We start from the raw sequence: 15,848 nt of genomic DNA, 5'->3' as shown, positions 1-15,848 counted from the left end.
CCATTGACTGCTCAGAAACGCCAGCGAGTCGCGCCGCCGGGTTCTACCGTGCCGAGGGCCGTCGCGGTGGTCGCGGTGATGCGATAGACGTGCCAGGGCGGCGGGCCTGCGGACGGAGCGCTGTACTCGGCGGTGAGGGCCTGGCCGGTGTCGTCGACCTTGGCGGGCCAGCCGTCCGCGGCGTAGCGCGCGGCGATCTCGGCCACCGCTTTCGGGTCGATGACCTGTGCTGCGGTGCCGTTGACGGTGAGGTCGAAGTCGTGCACGGAGAGGCTGATCGCGCAGCGCGGATCGCGAGCGAGGTTGCGGCCCTTGCGCGATCGCGCGCCGGTGGTGAACCAGAACGCGCCGTCGAGCCACAGTGCGCCGACCGCGGTCATGTGCGGGCTGCCGTCCGGGTTGATCGTGGTCAGCCAGTAGGTGTGGCGGTTCGGGCCGCCGGTGTCGGGGGCTTGTGGGATGTTCGCGTCGAGAGTCTTCTGGACATTTGCCCAATCAAGCTCCGGCAACGAATAGAGGTCAGCGAGATTCTTGGTGTCCATAGTTGTGCTGACGGCCTGGCGGCGGAGAATTCATCGGCCGAAGGCGCCGGACTTTCATTCGCGCACTTGATGTCGAGCCCGCAGGACCGCAGGCAGCCGAGACGGAGCGGCGACGAAATCGCGGTTCGACGGTTTCACCCGGTAACCCGGGTCGGCGACCGGCTCCCAGCGGGAGAAGAGGGCGGCGGTGGCGAGGGTGATGGTCAGCAGCGCGAAGTTGTTGCCCGGGCAGTGCCGGATGCCGACACCGAACGGCAGGATCGCCTTCTTGTCGATCTCCTCGACCCGGCCGGGGAACCAGCGATCGGGGTCGAAGGTTTCCGGTTCCGGGTAGTAGTGCGCGTTGTGGTGGATCATGTACGGGCTGAACACGACCATGGCGCCGTCGGGCAGGGTGGTGTCGCCCAGCGTGACGGGGCCGTCCGCGGTGTGCGTGCTGACCCACGGCCCCCAGAACCGCAGAGTTTCCAGCACGACTAGTCGCAGGTAGGGCAGTTCCGCGACGTGGTCGGGGGTGACCGGGGCGTCGCCGACGAAATCGTCCAGCTCGCGGCGCAATTCGGTGGCGATGACCGGATTGCGCATGATCTCGTGCCACACCCAGCCGAGGATGGACGCGGTCGAGCCGACACCGGCGGCCAACATGAGCAGCAGCTCGTCGATGATCTCCTCGTCGGACAGCCGGGTGCCGGTCTCCGGGTCGCTGTGGCGCACCAGCGCGGAGAGCACATCGTGGAAATCGCGGTCCGCGCGGCGGTATTCGGCGACCACGGCGCCGATCTCGGCCCGCAGCCGACGGGACTTGGTGGTGAACCGGCGATTGGCCACGAAACGCAGGCGGCGCACCGGCGGCGGCAACGCGGCACGCTGGATCACCTGGCCGAGCAGCCACGGGATGTTCTGCTGGACTTCCCGTTTCGCGTCCGCGCCGAAGTCGGCGGTGAACAGGGTCGAGGAGATCGTATCGAGGACGAGTCGGTGCGCCTCGTCGACCAGGTTCAACTGTTGGCCCGGCCGTAGCGACTTCAACCAGGTATTCGCGAGATCGGCTGCTACCACGGCATATTCGTTCAACCGGCGCTGCCGCAGCGCGGGCGCGATCATCCGGCGGCGCAGCTCGTGTGGCTTGCCGCTGAGCACATTGGACGCGCCGCGAATGACCTCCTGGATCGCGTCACGCAGTTCCTCGCGGTGGAATTCGCCTGCCTCGCCGAAACTCAGCTCGCGAATGAGGTCCGGGGTGGTGAGCACGTACGCCGGTCGCGGCCCCAGATAGATCCGGACGATCGGGCCGACCTCGGCCAGCGACGTGACGAACTTCAGGCCGTCGCGTAGCGCCAGCACGCTGTGGCCGAGCAGGGGAAGTCGTCCCGGGGCGGTGGGTACATTCGGAACAGGCTGCGGCATAGCGGGTTTCGTACCTCCGACCAGGTCGGTGTAGATCGACAGGATCGATTCGGTGAGACGGGATTGCCGTGCGGCATCGGCCCGGTCGGTGAGGATCTTGCGCATCGGCGCCAATTGTTCTGGGTGATCGGCGAGTTCGCGCAACGAATCGGCGATTGCTATCACCGACGGGTCGCGGGTACAGACACCGCCGCCTGCCGGCACCGTCTCGGCCAGATCCGGATCGCAGTAGACGACGGGCAGCCGCATCGCCACCGCCTCCAGCAACGCCATGCCCTGGGTGTCGAAACCCGAAGAGGGAAAGAGCAATACGTCGTGTGTCGCCATCGCGGCGAGACAGTCCGCCTGGCTGACCGCGCCGTGCAGCCGGACGCGGTCGCTCAGTCCGCCCGTTTCGATCGCCGCTCGCGCACGTTCTTGCAGGTCTCCGGTGCCGTAGATGTCGAACGTGCAGTTCGCTACCTGCCGTACCGCGTCGATGGCTTCGAGTAGCCGCTTCTCACCGGACAGCCTGGCGCACCAGAGGATTCGCAGCGGACCGCTTCGGGTCGTGCGCGGTTCAGGCGCACGGTCGAGTAGTTCGTCATCGATTCCGTTGGAGATCACCTGAAGCGGCCGGTCCAGCCCGTGCGCCAGGATGCGTTCGGCGAAGTGCTCGGTCGGCACGATCACCCGATCGGCGGCCTGCGCCTGGGCGACCATGGTGCGCCAGGCGTGCCGCGCCGCGCGGGATTCGTTGTTGTGCGGCATCGGTCCCCGGTGGGAAACGAATCGGCCGTGCAGGGCGCGCATGGTGAGCGCGGACAGGTATGGCACGGGCGAGGTGTTGGCGATGAAGACGTCGTCGCGGCTGTGCACGGTGTGCACGACGGGAATGCCGTGGCGGCGCGCCGCGCGAAGTCCGGCGATGGCCACGCCGTAGGTGGTCTGGGTGTGCACGACGTCGATCGGACCGCGCTCGGCGAAAGTCGCATCGATCAACCGGTTGTTCGCCGGAGTCGGCAACACCATGGCGAAACCGTTCACCATGACCCCGCCGAGTGCGGAAAGAACCACAATGTCCTGCTCGACTTCGGTAGATTCCGGCGTGGGCGCGGTGATCACGGTGACGCGGTGGCCGAGCCGCTCGAGCCCGCGACGCTGGGCATGTACCGAGGTCTGGATCCCGCCGAGGGTCGCGGGATGGAAGTCCGTGAACAGCGCGACGTGCATGGGACCACGGTACGGACATGTGCACCGCGCGCACGCTGGAAGAACGACGAGTCGCCGAGGCGCGGCGCGACAGGAGCTTGCATGAGAGTGGCGATTCCGCTGACGGGCACCCGCGGCGACGTGCAACCCGCGGTGGCACTCGGGCTCGAGCTGCGCAGACGCGGCCACGACGTCTTACTCGGCGCACCGCCGAATCTGGTCGATTTCGCCACCCGCACCGGCCTGGCCGCCGTCAGCTGCGGGCCGGACGTGCAACGGCTCTACTCCTCCGACGAAGGCCAGCAGGCGCTGGCCGCGGGCAGTAGCTTCCGGCTGATGCAACTGGTCGGCAAGCAGATGGCCGATTACGCCGAGCAGATGAATCGCGAGGTGATCGACGTCTGCGCCAACGCGGACATCATCGTGTCGACGATGCTCACCGAGGACCGGGCCGCGTCGGTCGCCGAGGCGATGCGGGTGCCGCTGGTCTCGCTGCACGGCTTTCCGTGCCGGAAGAACGCCGTCTATCCGTTCCCCGGCGCGCTGCCGTCGGACTGGCAGCCGCCCGGCGTGGTCAATCAGGCCACCTGGTTACTCGCCGAGAACCTACGCCGGATCGTCTTCATGAAGTACCTCAACCAGCTCCGCAAGGAACTCGGTCTGCCGCGCTCGACCGCGAGCCCGGCCGCCGTGCTCGCCCGCGAGGGCGTGCCCGAGGTGCAGATCTATGACCCTGCCCTGGTGCCCGGCCTGGCCGAGGAGTGGGGCGAGCGGCGGCCGCTCGTCGGCTTCCTCCCGCTGGAACGGACCGCGCGCGAAGCCCTCGGCGAGCTGGCCGCCGATCACGGCGAGGTGATCGCCTGGATCGGCGAGGGCGAGCCGCCGGTGTATTTCGGCTTCGGCAGCATGCCCATCCGGGACACCCACGCCGTGCTGGCCATCGTCGAGGAGGTGTGCGAGAGTCTCGGCATCCGCGGCTTGGTGAGTGCGGGCTGGAGTGATCTGGCCGCCACCGACGCGGAAACCGGTGCGCGGGTGAAGGTTGTCGGCCCGGTCGCGCACGACATCGTCTTCCCGGTCTGTGCCGCCGCCGTCCATCACGGCGGCATCGGCACCACCTTCGAGAGCCTGCGCGCGGGCTTGCCGACGCTGGTCTGCTCGGTGTCGTTCGACCAGCCGATGTGGGGCGCCCAGGTCGAACGTCTCGGCGTCGGCGCACATCTGAGCTTCCGCAAACTCGACCGCGAAAGGCTGCAAGCAGGAGTGCGCACCCTGCTCGAACAGGGTACCGCGCAGCGCGCGAAAGCCCTTGCCGGAGAACTGCAATCGCACGCGGACGCCACGCCGCGAACGGCCGATATCGTCGAGGCAGCCGCCGGGTGAGCAGGCGCCTGCTCGCTGGCGGTCGGATGAGCCAGCTGGCAACGGCCTGCACCGATTCCGCCGTCATGTTCCGGCGGGCAGTGCGGCACACGCTGCGCAGCCGAGACACCCTGCTCATCTCAGTGCTGCTGCCGGTGCTGATCATGCTGCTGTTCGTCTATGTATTCGGCGGCGCGATTCAGGTGCACGGGCCCTACATCGACTACGTAATCCCCGGAATCATCCTGCTGTGCACTGGTTTCGGCGCATCGATCACCGCCACCGCGGTCGCGACCGACCTACGGACCGGTGCCGTCGACCGCTTTCGCACCTTGCCGATCTTCCGGCAAGCTCTGCTGACTGGACACGTGGGCGAAGGCGTCCTACGCAACATGCTCGCCGTCGCCATTGTGGTCACGGTCGGCCTGCTGCTGGGATTCCGACCCACCGCAAGCCCTTTCGCATGGCTGGGCGCACTCGTGATAACCCTTCTCTTCGTTCACGCAATCACCTGGATAGCGGTCGCACTGGGTCTACTGGCCCAAAACCCTGAAGCGGCAGGTGGATTCACCTACGCCATCATGTTCATCCCCTACATCAGCAGCGCCTTCGTACCGACCGCCTCCATGCCCTCCTGGCTCCACGGCTTCGCCGAACGTCAACCCGCGACCCCGGTGATCGATACCCTCCGCGCACTGCTCAACGGATCCGATTCAGGCAACAGTGCAGTCCTCGCGGTGGTCTGGTCCGTCGGCCTGGCTGTTCTCGGATACACCTGCGCCGCAGCACTATTCGCGCATCGCTCCCGCATCTGAAACCGCGCGGTGTTGCCGTTGATGGTACGCCCGTGCCATCTACCTGGCGCGTTGATAGCATCAGCACCTCAGGAGTCGGGGTGTGAATCCGTCCTGGCGCGTTCGCGTTCGGCGGCAGTGGCGAGGTAGTCGCCCAGTTCGTGGCGCAGGGTCACGTCGAGGGAGCGGGCGAGGGTGGAGTGGACCGAGGCTACGGCCAATTCGCGCATCTTGCTCAACATTGTTGTGGTATCGGCGATTTCGCTGCTGGTGTCAGGGAGCCAGCCGGGGCCGTGTTCATCGATGATGTGCTGTTTGGCGGCGGTGATCATGATGTGGGTGATGTCGTCGATGCGGTCGGCGACCTTGGCGTAGATCTCGATGAGGGTGCGCAGTTCCAGGCCGTACTCGTGCAGCTCGGCGAACGAGGTGAGCAGTTGGGTTTCGGTGAACACCACGGTGTCACCTTCCAGCCGGACCAGTTTCATCTCGCGCAGGCGGTCGACGAGTTCGTCGGCCTCGGCGCCGAGAATGGTGCCGATCAGCTCGCGGGGGACCTCGAAGGTCTCGTCCTTGGCCCAGGACGCCGTCACCGCGTGCTGCAGGCCGAGCACCTCGGTGAGGTCCTTGCCGGTTTCCCAACTGGTGATGAAGTCGCCGATGTGCGCGGTGGTGAAACCGCGCTGCAGCAGCGCGTCGATCAGCCGCAGCCGCTCCAGGTGCGAATTGTCGTAGATGCTGGCCCGCCCGTCCTTGCCGACGGGCGGGGGCAGCAGGCCGCGTTCCTGGTAGGCACGCACATTGCGGGTGGTGGTGCCCGCGGCGCGCGCGAGGTCATCGATGCGGTACTCCATCGATTCCACCTCCTCGCCCACCACAGCGCCGGGTTGCCGGCGGCCGAATAACGCGGTCAATGCTCAATTGCGGCGTTCACAGGCCCCAAGCTACCGCCTCCGGACCTGTCGCTCACGCCGCGTGACCGACCGAGTCTATCGCCAAGGCCGCCGGCACCCGTCATCTAGGAAACCGCCGCGATCCGGGGCTTGCGAACATTCCGGTCCGACGCGACCACCGTGTAGTCGGCGAGGTCGACGGTCCGCAGTTGATTGACGTACTGCGTGGCGAACCCGGGGTACATGGTCGCGTTGAAACCGTCCTCGGTGAGATACCAGCTGCGGCAGCCCGAGTTCCAGGTGGTGCTGGTCAGCCTGCGCTGCATGCCCGCGTTGTAGCGGTCCTGCCGGTCCTTGCGGACGTCGAGGACGCGCAGATCCTGTTCCAGGATGGTGCCGACGGCACTGACCACGTAGTCGATCTGCGCCTCCATGTACACCAGCGCCGAGTTGTGGCCGGGCCCCGAATTCGGTCCGAACGTGAGGAACAGGTTCGGGTACCCGGACACCGCGACACTCTTGTAGGCGTACGCACCGCCCGACCACTCATCGGCGAGCACCCGGCCGTCTCGACCGACGACCGGGATCGGCGTACCGGTCTTGGACACGTCGAAGCCGGTCGCGAAGACGATGCAATCGGCTTGGTGCTCAACACCTTCGGCGGTGCGGATGCCACGCTCGGAGAGCTTGGCGATGGGCCAGGTGATCAGCTTGCAGTTGTCCCGCTGCAGGGCCGGGTAGTAGTCGTCGGTCATCAGCAGCCGCTTGCAGCCCGCCCGGAAGTCCGGTGTCAGCTGGCGCCGCAGCCAGGGATCCTTGACCTGCCTGTGCAATTGGGCCTTGCCGACCAGTTCGACGACCCTGGTCAGCGGCGTGTTCCAGACGACGCCGAGCGCGACCGACTCGTGTCCGTAGAACCAGGCCTGTCGAGCCAGCTGTTCGGCGGCGGGCACTCGGCGGTAGATCTCCTTGGTCATCGCGTTGGTGCGCCGGTTGACCCGCGGTAGCACCCAGCCCGGCGTGCGCTGAAAGACCTTGACCGAGGCGGCTTTATCGACCAACTCGGGAATGATCTGCACCGCACTGGCCCCGGTACCGACAACCGCGACCTTCTTGCCGGTGAAGTCGTAGTCGTGATCCCAACGGGCACTGTGGATCTTGTGCCCGGCGTACTCGTCTATCCCGCGGATATTCGGAAAGCTGGCATTGGCCAACGGTCCCGAGGCGAGCACGACCGCGCGGGCGCGTACGGTGCCCTGGCCGTCGATGGTGATCTCCCACTGTCCGGCCTCCTCGTCGAAGACGATGCCGGATACGTTGCTGCCGAACCGGAAATATGGTCCGAGCCCGAACTCGGCGGCCATCGACTCGATATAGCCGAGGATTTCGTTGCTGCCCGAGTAGGTGTGCGACCAGTCCGGGTTCGGCGCGAAGCTGTAGGAGTACAACCGCGACGGAATGTCGCACGCCGCACCGGGATAGGTGTTGTCGCGCCAGGTGCCGCCGATCGCGTCGCCGCGCTCGAAGATGGCGAACCCGTCGATTCCCTTCTGCTTCAGGCGAATCGCGGCGCCGATACCGGCGAAGCCGCCGCCGATGATGGCGACGTCGAGTGTGTTGTTGTTCATCCGCCTCATGCCGCCGGCTCGTAGGTGACTTCCTTGACCCAGGTCGGGTCCCTGCGCAGCAGTGCCTTCGGCACCCTGGCGGTGATCTTCACCAGCGCGTCGGCGAACAGGTGATACGGGTGGCCGCGGTCGATCACCCAGCCGCCCTGCATCTTCACCAGCTGATACATCGGCAGCCTGCGCGCGAATTCGCTGCGCTCACCGACATTGGCGTAGCGCTTGAGCGCCGAGTACAGCTTCTCCTCGTCGACGCCCATCTCGACGATGTTGTCGCGCATCTTGTTCAGCAGCGGCACATAGCTCAGCACGCCGATGATCAGCGACGGCTTCAGCCAGCCGCCGACGAGATCGGTGGCCAGCTTGCGGATCTGGGCGTGCCCGAGCACGTCCATCACCGCGAAATCGACGGCCAGATGCCGGGATTCGTCGTTGTTGATCTTCTTGAAGACCTCCTGACAGACCGGGTCGTGGATCTCGTCCATGATGAACTTGACCAGTGCGCCATCCAGCGCGACCTCGAGCATCGGAATGACGGTGCCAAGGAACGACAGCGACATGCCGTCGGCGTACTTGTCCAGGAAGTCGATCACCAGCTTGACGTTCACGTTCGGCTGCGGGATCTCGTCGCCGTCGAGCATGCCCCAGCGCCGCATCAGCGCCAGTTCGGCATTCGCATGCCGCTGCTCCTCGGCGTGGAAATAGCGGTAGATCTCGCGCAGCGTCTCGGTGGGAGCCTTCTTCGCCATCGCGGCGAAGCCACGCGCGCCGACGTTCTCGATCCACATCAGATCGGCCATGAACGGCTTGAGCTTGGCGTGCAGCTCGGGCGAGATCGTCTCGGCGCCCGGTGCGTCCCAATCGATATCGGCCAGCGCCCACTGCCGGTCCTTGATCTTGGCGAGCATGTCGTCGAAGTCCATCGTGATGGCCATGTCAGACTCCTGTCTTGTCGGTGACCGAGGTGTGGTCGGTGGCGAGGGAGTTGTCCTGGGGCAGCACCCGATCCAGGAGGCCGAGGACATAGGTGTACTGGGCGGGGAAGTAGCGCTTGAGCCGCCAGACGACATGGGCGTCCAGCTGCGGCAGCACATACAGCTGCCCACGGTCGTGCGCGTCGAGGGTGCTGCGGGCGACCGATTCCGGGGAGAAGCCGGTCCAGCGCATGAGGGTGTCGGCCAGGCTCGCCGACTGCTGGGTGATCCGACCATCCTTGGCCACATTGGTTTTCACGAAGGTGGGGCACAGCACGGTGACCGCGACGCCGGTGCCGCTCAGCTCGGCCGCCATCGTCTCCGACAGCGACATCACGCCTGCCTTGGACACGTTGTAGACGGCCATCGATGGGGCAGCTGCGAACCCGGCCGCGGAGGCGACATTGATGATTCCGCCCCGGCGCGCGGCGCGCAGCTGCGGCGTGAACACCTCACACCCGTGCACCACGCCCCACAGGTTGATGCCGAGGGCCCACTCCCAGTCCTCGAAACCGACCTGGCCGACGCGCTTTCCGCCGATGCCGACACCGGCGTTGTTGATTACCAGGCTGACCGGGCGTTCGAACAGCGATTCGGCAAAGCGCGCAAGGTTTTCCACGTCCGCACGGTGCGCCACATCGCAGCGGAACGCGTGCGCGGTGCCGGGATGCTTGCGCTCGATCAGCGCGACGGTCTGATCGGCCCGTGTCTCATCGATGTCGGCGCAGATCACCTGGCCGCCGCGATCGGCGATCTCCAGCGCGAAGGCCCGGCCGATGCCGCTGCCCGCGCCGGTCACCACCGCCCGCGCGCCGTACGTGCGCCGCGGCCGATTGCCAAGCGGCAGCAGCTTTTCCAGTCCGAACATGATCAGCTCACCTTCTCGGAGACAGTGCGGTCGGCCAGGGTCGCGCGCAAGAACTCGGCCGCGCGGGTCAGGGCCCGATCGGCTTCGGGCACCAGCGTCGGCAGCGCCTGGAAGACGTGCACCTGACCGGGCCATATTTCTAGTTCGCAGTTACCGCCCGCGGCGCGCACCGTCTCGCAGAGCGCCCGCGCGTCGGCCTTGAGCATTTCGGTTCCGCCGACCTGAACGAGCATGGGCGGCAAGGGCATTCCCTTCGGCACCGTCAGCCGCAGCCGCGGCAGGTCGTCGGGCAGACCCAGCGTGTACTCGCGCGGCATCCGGCTCGCGGCCTCGGCCGAGATGAGCGGATCACGGTGGCGCCGTTCCTGTTCGGCGGCCAGCTTCAACGTGAGGTCGAACAGCGGCGAGAACATCGCCACGGCCGCCGGCTGCGGAATGTGATGGCGGTCGTTCTCGATGAGCAGGTCGAGCGCGAGGTGCCCGCCCGCCGAATCACCGGCGATCACCAGGTCGTTCGCCGCATAGCCGCGGTCGAGCAGCCAGCGGTAACCGGCCTCGATGTCGTCGGCAGCCGCTGGGAACCGGTGTTCCGGGGCGAGCCGGTAGTCGACGACGAAGACCGGGAGTCCGGTCTTGCGCGACAACTGCGCGGCCAGCCCGCGATGGGTGCGCGCCGAGCAGATGACGTACGCACTGCCGTGGATGTAGTAGATGGCGCGCTTGCCGAAGGCGACGCCGGCGGCACGGACCCATTCGCCGCGCACCGGTCCGGACCGAACCGGGGTGACGGCGGTGCCGCGTGGCACCGGGCCGCCGACGGCCATGAAGGTGGCGACGAGCTTGCGGGCGAACCAGACTCCCGGGGCGTTCATCGGCACCGCGTTGTTCAGCGGACGCAACCCCAGCCGGGTGACCGCCGCGGCCACGGTGGCCCGCGTCGAGGCCGTGGTTGGCACGCCTGGGCTAACCCGCCCCGTCTGCTGTCGACCCCCGGGGATCGAGGTCCTCGTTGACCTTGTCATGCGTTCAGAATCATCGATGAATGTGCCAGTTGTCAATGGCACATTTGTTGCAGGCTTATTGTGATACGGTCTGACCTGCGAAAACGGCCGCGGTACCAGCAGACCTGCTGGTACCGCGGCCGTTGTCAGGTTTGTCGGTTACTGAGCTTTGCGCAGGCCCAGGTACTGCAGGGCGGCGAATCCGCCGACGGTGACCGCCTGCATGACCGCCCAGACCGAGCCGACCAGATTCAGCTCCAACGCGCCTTCGACGAGCGCGGCGAGGCTGACCACCACCCAGGCGGCGTTGCCCGCGATCACCACGCGGGTGGCGCCGGTGCTGATCGACCGCCTGGTGCCGATGATCGCCACCGCCACGCCGTACAGCGTCAGGAAGATCCCGATCGGAATGCCGATCTCGGTGTCCAGGCCGAGCAGTGACTCCAGCGGCTTGGCCAGTGCGAGGTAGGCCAGGCCGTTGACGCCGGTGACCACGGCGTCCAAGCGGAGCGAGAGGCGAAGCAGCTGCGGGCCGGGAGTCATGACAGTGGACAGGTAGGACGGGGCGGTGGTGGTCATGGCAGAGGTTTCCTTCGGTGAATAAGCTTGTGGTGGAGCAGGTTTGGTCAGGCTGCGGCGGGGACCTTGTCGAGGAAGCCGTATACGTTGGCGAACCGGCCGTCCTCGACGATGGCCACGTCGAAGCCGACAACCACGGCGGGCTCGTCGGCGGGCCCGAGCTCCCAGGTGAACCGGACCTGGTCGTGGTGCGCGTCCACCGGGCCGGCCAGGCGGAACGTCCAGCCGGGGAATTGTGCTTGCGCGGCGGCGATTCCGGCGTCGATGGCGTCGTGCCCGGCGACCGCCATCAGCGGGTCGGTGTAGCCGGCGGACTCGGTGAAGACCCGGGCGATCGCGGCCTTGCGATCGGCGGCGTCGGTGGTGTTCCAGGCTTCCAGGTACTGGGCGACGATGGTGTTCACGATGAGCTCCTTCGGGGCTGTGATCTGCGGTTTCGCTGTCGTTCTTGCTGACAGGAACTACGTTATGGCCGCAGGGGGGTGCCCCGAATCAGTCATCTATAAGTACTTTTCGCCGTCGTATACGTATGTCGCCGGGCGGGACACGGCGGCGTCTTACACGCCGCTATGTCCCGTCGCGGTTTTCAGTAGCCGCGGTCCGGATCTATCGGGGCCAGTAGTTCTTTCCCGTTGACGAATCGCTCGACGTTCGCGCCCGCATGGTCGGCGAAGGCGGCCAGGCGCAGCTGTGGCGGATTCGAATCATGCGGCGTCACAATGGCATTCGGGAGAACCCACAGTGGGTGACCGTCCGGCAAGGGCTCTGGCTCGGTGACGTCCAGCCCGGCGCCCGCGATTGCGCCGGAAGCGAGCGCGGTGACCAAAGCGTCGGTGTCGATCAGACTGCCGCGGGCGATATTGATGACCCACGAGTGCGGCTTCAGCCGGGCGAGCACGTCCGCGTCGATGAGATGGTTGGTCGCGGCGGTAGCCGGGGCGGCGACGACCACGTGGTCGGTGCGCGGCCACACTCGGGAGAGGTGGTCGGTGGAGATCGTCTCGACAGTGTCGGGGATACCGGGCCCGGTGACGGGACGGCCGGACCGGTTGACCGCGATCACATGCGCGCCGAGTGGAGTGAGCATGGGGATCAGCGCCCGCCCGATGCCGCCCGCGCCGACGATGGTGACCGTCTTGCCGCGCAACGAACCGATATGCGGGATGAAATCCTGCTTCCGCCAGCTGGCCGCGCGCAGCTGCTCGGGCAGATAACGCACCCCGGCAAGCAGCAGCATCAGCGCGTGCTCGGCCACGCTGGCCGCGAAAGCTCCTGCGGCGGAAGTGAATTGCACCTTAGGATGGGCCGCGATGACGCCCGCGTCGAACCATTCCTCCACGCCCGCCGCGGACAGCTGCACCCACTCGATCGTGTCCGGTAACTCATTCGGGAACTGCCCGGGCGTCCCCACCCAGATCAGGCCTCGCGCCGCATCGAGCTCGGTCACCGTCGCGCCGCCGTCCGCAACTGCCTTCGCCAACAACGCGGGCGGCGGGTCGGCCGGCCCGATCGCTATCGCTACTGCCGGTCGGCTCATGGATAGACCTCCTTCGGAGCAGTACAGCGGATGCGCGCGACGCCGGTGACAGCGCCGCAGCGACGTTATCACCGAAGCCGATCCGCCACCCGGCGCAGTACCGCCCCGGCCTGCGCCTTCTCTCGGGGCCATGCCGCGCACCGTCCCGCTCCGCGCGCCCAAATTCGCCAGCAATTCCATGCGCGGCAGGAGAATCAGTGCGCGGTGTTCCCAACACCAACGGCGCACCGGGAGCGCGCCGCATGGCCGACGGCGCGCGTGAGTTTGCCTGGCGCGCGTGAGTTTGCCTGGCGCGCATGGAATTGCTGGCCGAGTTGTGCGCGGCGGGACAATTTGTGCGCGGTGGGGTGCTCGGCCCAGCGGATGGGTCAGTGCTCGTCGAGGTCGGTTTCCTGGTCGAGGTCGGTGTCGACCTTGTCGCGGTCGGCCCATTCGAGGAGTTGATCTATTTCGAAGACGGCGTCGTCGATGCCCTCGTGCAGGTCGCCGAGTTCGGCGAAGCGGGTGGGGACGGTTTTGATGGTGAAGTCGCGGGGGTCGACGTCGGGGATCTCGTCCCAGCGGATCGGGGTGGAGACGGTGGCGGTCGGTACGCCGCGCACGGAGTAGGCGGCGGCGATGGTGTGGTCGCGGGCGTTCTGGTTGTAGTCGACGAACAGCAGCTTCGGGTCGCGGTCCTTGCGCCACCAGGTGGTGGTCACGTCGTCGGGGGCGCGGCGTTCGACCTCGCGGGCGAAGGCGAGTGCGGCGCGGCGCACCTCCTTGAAACCCCAGTTCGGTGCGATGCGGACATAGATGTGTAAACCCTTGCCGCCGGACGTCTTCGGCCAGCCGACCGCGCCGAGCTCATCGAGCACCTCGTGCGCGACCCCGGCCACTCGCTGCACCCGCGACCACGGGCAGTCCGGCATCGGATCCAGGTCGATGCGCCACTCGTCGGGGCTCTCGGTGTCGGCCGCGCGGGAGTTCCATGGATGGAACTCGACCGTCGACATCTGCACGGCCCAGATGACGTCGGCCAGCTCGTTCACGCAGAGCTCGTCGGCGTGCCTGCTGTAGCGGGGGAAGTAGACGCGCACGGTGTTGATCCAGTCCGGCGCGCCCGCGGGCAGTCGCTTCTGATGGACCTTGTCCCCGGCCAGACCCTTCGGGAAGCGGTGCAGCATGCACGGCCGATCGCGCAGCGCGCGGACGATGCCGTCGCCGACGCTCAGGTAGTACTGCACCAGGTCGAGCTTCGTCGCGCCGGTCTCCGGGAAATACACCCGGTCCGGGTTGGAAATGCGGATCGTGCGGTCGCCGACATCCAGTTCGATGGCCGACGCCGCAGCCTTGCTGGCCACGCGTCCGACGATAGCCGACCAGGCAACCCGCTCGCCGTCCGAAAACGCGCTTCGCAATGTGCAGCACTCTGGTATGCATGACGGTATGAGTAAGGCGACGCGTGTGACCGTGACGCTGGATCCGCAGGTGGCCGAATGGGCAAAACAGGCGGCCGACCAGCAGAATCGCAGCCTGTCCTCGGTGATCAACGCCTCGCTGCGCACCGCGCTCGTGCACGACAGCCTGGCCAAGCTGGCGGTCGACGACGCCGCCGAACAGGCCGCGGCCTACGACGACTTGAACGTCACCGAGGCCGCCGAAACCGACGCCCGCGGCGCCGCATGAGACGGGGCGAGGTCTGGCGCTATTCCCCGGCACTGCGCGACGGCACCCCGCTGCCACGACGCATGTCGGTCGTGTTGGTCTCCGACTCGGCGGTGATCACCTCGCCTTACCGCTGGCTGCACGTCGTCCCACTGCGCGACGCCGACCCCGGCCATGTCCTGGCGACGCACACCGAACACGGCTGGGCCGACACCCTCGAACTACACCGCGCCTACCGTCCCTGGCTCACCGAGCAACTCGGCGAACTGACGACCACCGAATCCGAATCACTCGACGCCAGGTTGCGCGCCACCCTCAGCCTGTAACCAGCAGCTTCGCTGCCCGCGAACACCGTTGTGCCCGCCCGTCCGGCGAGCACACTGGACCTCATGAGAAAACTATTGCGAGCCATTCGAAGATTGTTGGGCGGCAAGGTGACCACCGGCGGCGGCCGACCAGGTCGGGAAGGTGGCGGCGGCACCGCGGGCGTCCGCGAACCCCGACGCCCGTTGCCTCCGGACGACCACCTGAGCGCGACCCGACGGATCGAACCAGACCCGAAGACGATCACCTTCCCGGACTCCCGCCAATAACCGCGCCGCTCAGCCCAATTCGCCCGAATCGGCCGTCGGATGCCGAAAACACAGTGTGCCCCACTGGAATCCGGCACCGATGGCAGACATCAGGTAAGTATCGCCTGGGCGAATACGGCCACGGATGCTGGCATGATGCAGTGCGGTGAAAACACCGGCGGAGCCGGTATTGCCGAGCAGGTCGAGGGTGATCGGCGCCCGCTCCATCGGCACCTCGAGTTCGTTCATGGCCGCCGTGAGGATATTCAGGTTGGCCTGGTGCAGGAAGAAATGGTCGATCTCGGTGACCGGCAGACCAGCTCCCGCCACGGCGGTGCGAATGCTGTGCGGCAGTTGACTTGTCGCGGTCGCCCACACCGCCCGTCCGTCCATCCGGAGATAATGTTCCCGGTCTGCGACGGTGTGTTCGGTGGTCGGCAGCCGCGAGCCACCCGCCCGGATCTCCACGTCATAGGACAGCTGCGAGCCGAAGTCCCAGGCGAGCAAACCGGCGCCGGCGGACTCGGTGCGGGTGAGCACGACGGCGCCCGCGGCATCGCCGAAGAACACCCCGGTGGTTTGGTCGCGCGGGTCGGTGACCCGCGAGGCGCAGTCGGCCGCCACGACCAGGACCGCCCGTGCCGACACCTGTAAGAGGTGCGCCGCCACCAGGATTGCCTGCAGTCCGTTGGCGCAGGCGGCCTGGGTGATGTCGAGCGGCAGCGCGTGGTGTGCCCCGATCTGTTCTTTGACGATCAGCGCCGTGGACGGCAGCGGTTGATCCGAGGTGTAGCTGGCCACGATGACCGCGTCGAGGTCGGCCGCCCGCAAGGGCCGAGTCGGTCAGTGCGGAGCG

17 protein-coding genes are annotated in these 15,848 nt (G+C 67.0%); 5 read left to right on the top strand and 12 right to left on the bottom strand.

Annotated elements, in window-relative coordinates:
* Positions 1-11: 11 nt before the first annotated feature.
* Entirely contained in the window at positions 12-542 is a 531-nt protein-coding gene (locus tag ABZ942_RS17530; protein WP_357383027.1) for a pyridoxamine 5'-phosphate oxidase family protein, read from the bottom strand.
* Between the two features lie 54 nt (positions 543-596).
* A complete protein-coding gene (locus ABZ942_RS17525) occupies positions 597-3,161 on the bottom strand; it encodes a cytochrome P450 (protein ID WP_357383025.1) in 2,565 nt (854 codons plus the stop codon).
* 81 nt (positions 3,162-3,242) lie between these two features.
* Here ABZ942_RS17525 and ABZ942_RS17520 point away from each other — a divergent pair, with 81 nt between their 5' ends.
* A complete protein-coding gene (locus ABZ942_RS17520; protein WP_357383023.1) occupies positions 3,243-4,523 on the top strand; it encodes a glycosyltransferase in 1,281 nt (426 codons plus the stop codon).
* 26 nt (positions 4,524-4,549) lie between these two features.
* The gene (locus ABZ942_RS17515; protein ID WP_357383021.1) at positions 4,550-5,317 is read left to right on the top strand and encodes an ABC transporter permease; all 768 of its coding nucleotides are present in this window, start codon (positions 4,550-4,552) and stop codon (positions 5,315-5,317) included.
* Positions 5,318-5,385: 68 nt separating this feature from the next.
* Here ABZ942_RS17515 and ABZ942_RS17510 read toward each other — a convergent pair whose 3' ends face one another.
* The 9 genes from ABZ942_RS17510 to ligD all read right to left on the bottom strand — a co-directional run bounded on the left by ABZ942_RS17510 (position 5,386) and on the right by ligD (position 14,116).
* Positions 5,386-6,150 (bottom strand): MerR family transcriptional regulator, encoded by a 765-nt coding sequence (locus ABZ942_RS17510; protein ID WP_357383019.1) that lies wholly within the window; start codon positions 6,148-6,150, stop codon positions 5,386-5,388.
* 164 nt (positions 6,151-6,314) lie between these two features.
* Positions 6,315-7,817 (bottom strand): NAD(P)/FAD-dependent oxidoreductase, encoded by a 1,503-nt coding sequence (locus tag ABZ942_RS17505; RefSeq protein WP_357383017.1) that lies wholly within the window; start codon positions 7,815-7,817, stop codon positions 6,315-6,317.
* Between the two features lie 5 nt (positions 7,818-7,822).
* Positions 7,823-8,743, bottom strand: coding sequence for a ferritin-like domain-containing protein (locus ABZ942_RS17500; RefSeq protein WP_357383212.1), 921 nt, complete (start codon positions 8,741-8,743; stop codon positions 7,823-7,825).
* A 7-nt stretch (positions 8,744-8,750) separates the two neighbouring features.
* Positions 8,751-9,656 carry an SDR family NAD(P)-dependent oxidoreductase gene (locus ABZ942_RS17495; protein WP_357383015.1) on the bottom strand — a complete coding sequence of 302 codons (906 nt, stop codon included), beginning with the start codon at positions 9,654-9,656 and terminating at the stop codon, positions 8,751-8,753.
* Between the two features lie 2 nt (positions 9,657-9,658).
* Entirely contained in the window at positions 9,659-10,612 is a 954-nt protein-coding gene (locus tag ABZ942_RS17490; RefSeq protein WP_357383013.1) for an alpha/beta hydrolase, read from the bottom strand.
* 204 nt (positions 10,613-10,816) lie between these two features.
* Positions 10,817-11,236, bottom strand: coding sequence for a hypothetical protein (locus ABZ942_RS17485; protein WP_357383011.1), 420 nt, complete (start codon positions 11,234-11,236; stop codon positions 10,817-10,819).
* Positions 11,237-11,283: 47 nt separating this feature from the next.
* A complete protein-coding gene (locus ABZ942_RS17480; protein WP_357383009.1) occupies positions 11,284-11,640 on the bottom strand; it encodes a nuclear transport factor 2 family protein in 357 nt (118 codons plus the stop codon).
* A 182-nt stretch (positions 11,641-11,822) separates the two neighbouring features.
* Positions 11,823-12,773 (bottom strand): D-isomer specific 2-hydroxyacid dehydrogenase family protein, encoded by a 951-nt coding sequence (locus tag ABZ942_RS17475; RefSeq protein ID WP_357383007.1) that lies wholly within the window; start codon positions 12,771-12,773, stop codon positions 11,823-11,825.
* Positions 12,774-13,141: 368 nt separating this feature from the next.
* Positions 13,142-14,116: a non-homologous end-joining DNA ligase gene (gene ligD, locus ABZ942_RS17470; RefSeq protein WP_357383005.1), complete on the bottom strand. Its 975-nt coding sequence runs from the start codon at positions 14,114-14,116 to the stop codon at positions 13,142-13,144.
* Between the two features lie 85 nt (positions 14,117-14,201).
* Here ligD and ABZ942_RS17465 point away from each other — a divergent pair, with 85 nt between their 5' ends.
* From ABZ942_RS17465 to ABZ942_RS17455, 3 genes are all read left to right on the top strand, one after another.
* Positions 14,202-14,441: a DUF6364 family protein gene (locus tag ABZ942_RS17465; RefSeq protein ID WP_150403078.1), complete on the top strand. Its 240-nt coding sequence runs from the start codon at positions 14,202-14,204 to the stop codon at positions 14,439-14,441.
* On the top strand, positions 14,438-14,746 hold the full coding sequence (locus ABZ942_RS17460) for a hypothetical protein (RefSeq protein WP_357383003.1): 309 nt from the start codon (positions 14,438-14,440) through the stop codon (positions 14,744-14,746). The genes ABZ942_RS17465 and ABZ942_RS17460 overlap by 4 nt, the downstream gene beginning before the upstream one ends.
* 63 nt (positions 14,747-14,809) lie before the next feature.
* Positions 14,810-15,013: a hypothetical protein gene (locus ABZ942_RS17455; RefSeq protein ID WP_357383001.1), complete on the top strand. Its 204-nt coding sequence runs from the start codon at positions 14,810-14,812 to the stop codon at positions 15,011-15,013.
* A 9-nt stretch (positions 15,014-15,022) separates the two neighbouring features.
* Here ABZ942_RS17455 and ABZ942_RS17450 read toward each other — a convergent pair whose 3' ends face one another.
* On the bottom strand, positions 15,023-15,823 hold the full coding sequence (locus ABZ942_RS17450; protein WP_357382999.1) for a ketoacyl-ACP synthase III: 801 nt from the start codon (positions 15,821-15,823) through the stop codon (positions 15,023-15,025).
* Between the last annotated feature and the right edge of the window lie 25 nt (positions 15,824-15,848).

The organism is Nocardia sp. NPDC046473 (assembly GCF_040645995.1).
In the GTDB taxonomy this organism is placed as follows: Bacteria; Actinomycetota; Actinomycetes; order Mycobacteriales; family Mycobacteriaceae; genus Nocardia.
Note: the sequence above shows the minus strand (reverse complement) of the source record. Positions and strands in the feature narration are given on the sequence as shown.

What these genes read in the sequence shown, in the direction of transcription:
- ABZ942_RS17465 (WP_150403078.1), top strand. Translation starts at nt 14,202, where the DNA reads ATGAGTAAGGCGACGCGTGTGACCGTGACGCTGGATCCGCAGGTGGCC.
- ABZ942_RS17460 (WP_357383003.1), top strand. Translation starts at nt 14,438, where the DNA reads ATGAGACGGGGCGAGGTCTGGCGCTATTCCCCGGCACTGCGCGACGGC.
- ABZ942_RS17530 (WP_357383027.1), bottom strand. Translation starts at nt 542, where the DNA reads ATGGACACCAAGAATCTCGCTGACCTCTATTCGTTGCCGGAGCTTGAT.
- ABZ942_RS17515 (WP_357383021.1), top strand. Translation starts at nt 4,550, where the DNA reads ATGAGCCAGCTGGCAACGGCCTGCACCGATTCCGCCGTCATGTTCCGG.
- ABZ942_RS17475 (WP_357383007.1), bottom strand. Translation starts at nt 12,773, where the DNA reads ATGAGCCGACCGGCAGTAGCGATAGCGATCGGGCCGGCCGACCCGCCG.
- ABZ942_RS17495 (WP_357383015.1), bottom strand. Translation starts at nt 9,656, where the DNA reads ATGTTCGGACTGGAAAAGCTGCTGCCGCTTGGCAATCGGCCGCGGCGC.
- ABZ942_RS17525 (WP_357383025.1), bottom strand. Translation starts at nt 3,161, where the DNA reads ATGCACGTCGCGCTGTTCACGGACTTCCATCCCGCGACCCTCGGCGGG.
- ABZ942_RS17455 (WP_357383001.1), top strand. Translation starts at nt 14,810, where the DNA reads ATGAGAAAACTATTGCGAGCCATTCGAAGATTGTTGGGCGGCAAGGTG.
- ABZ942_RS17510 (WP_357383019.1), bottom strand. Translation starts at nt 6,150, where the DNA reads ATGGAGTACCGCATCGATGACCTCGCGCGCGCCGCGGGCACCACCACC.
- ABZ942_RS17485 (WP_357383011.1), bottom strand. Translation starts at nt 11,236, where the DNA reads ATGACCACCACCGCCCCGTCCTACCTGTCCACTGTCATGACTCCCGGC.
- ABZ942_RS17520 (WP_357383023.1), top strand. Translation starts at nt 3,243, where the DNA reads ATGAGAGTGGCGATTCCGCTGACGGGCACCCGCGGCGACGTGCAACCC.
- ABZ942_RS17505 (WP_357383017.1), bottom strand. Translation starts at nt 7,817, where the DNA reads ATGAACAACAACACACTCGACGTCGCCATCATCGGCGGCGGCTTCGCC.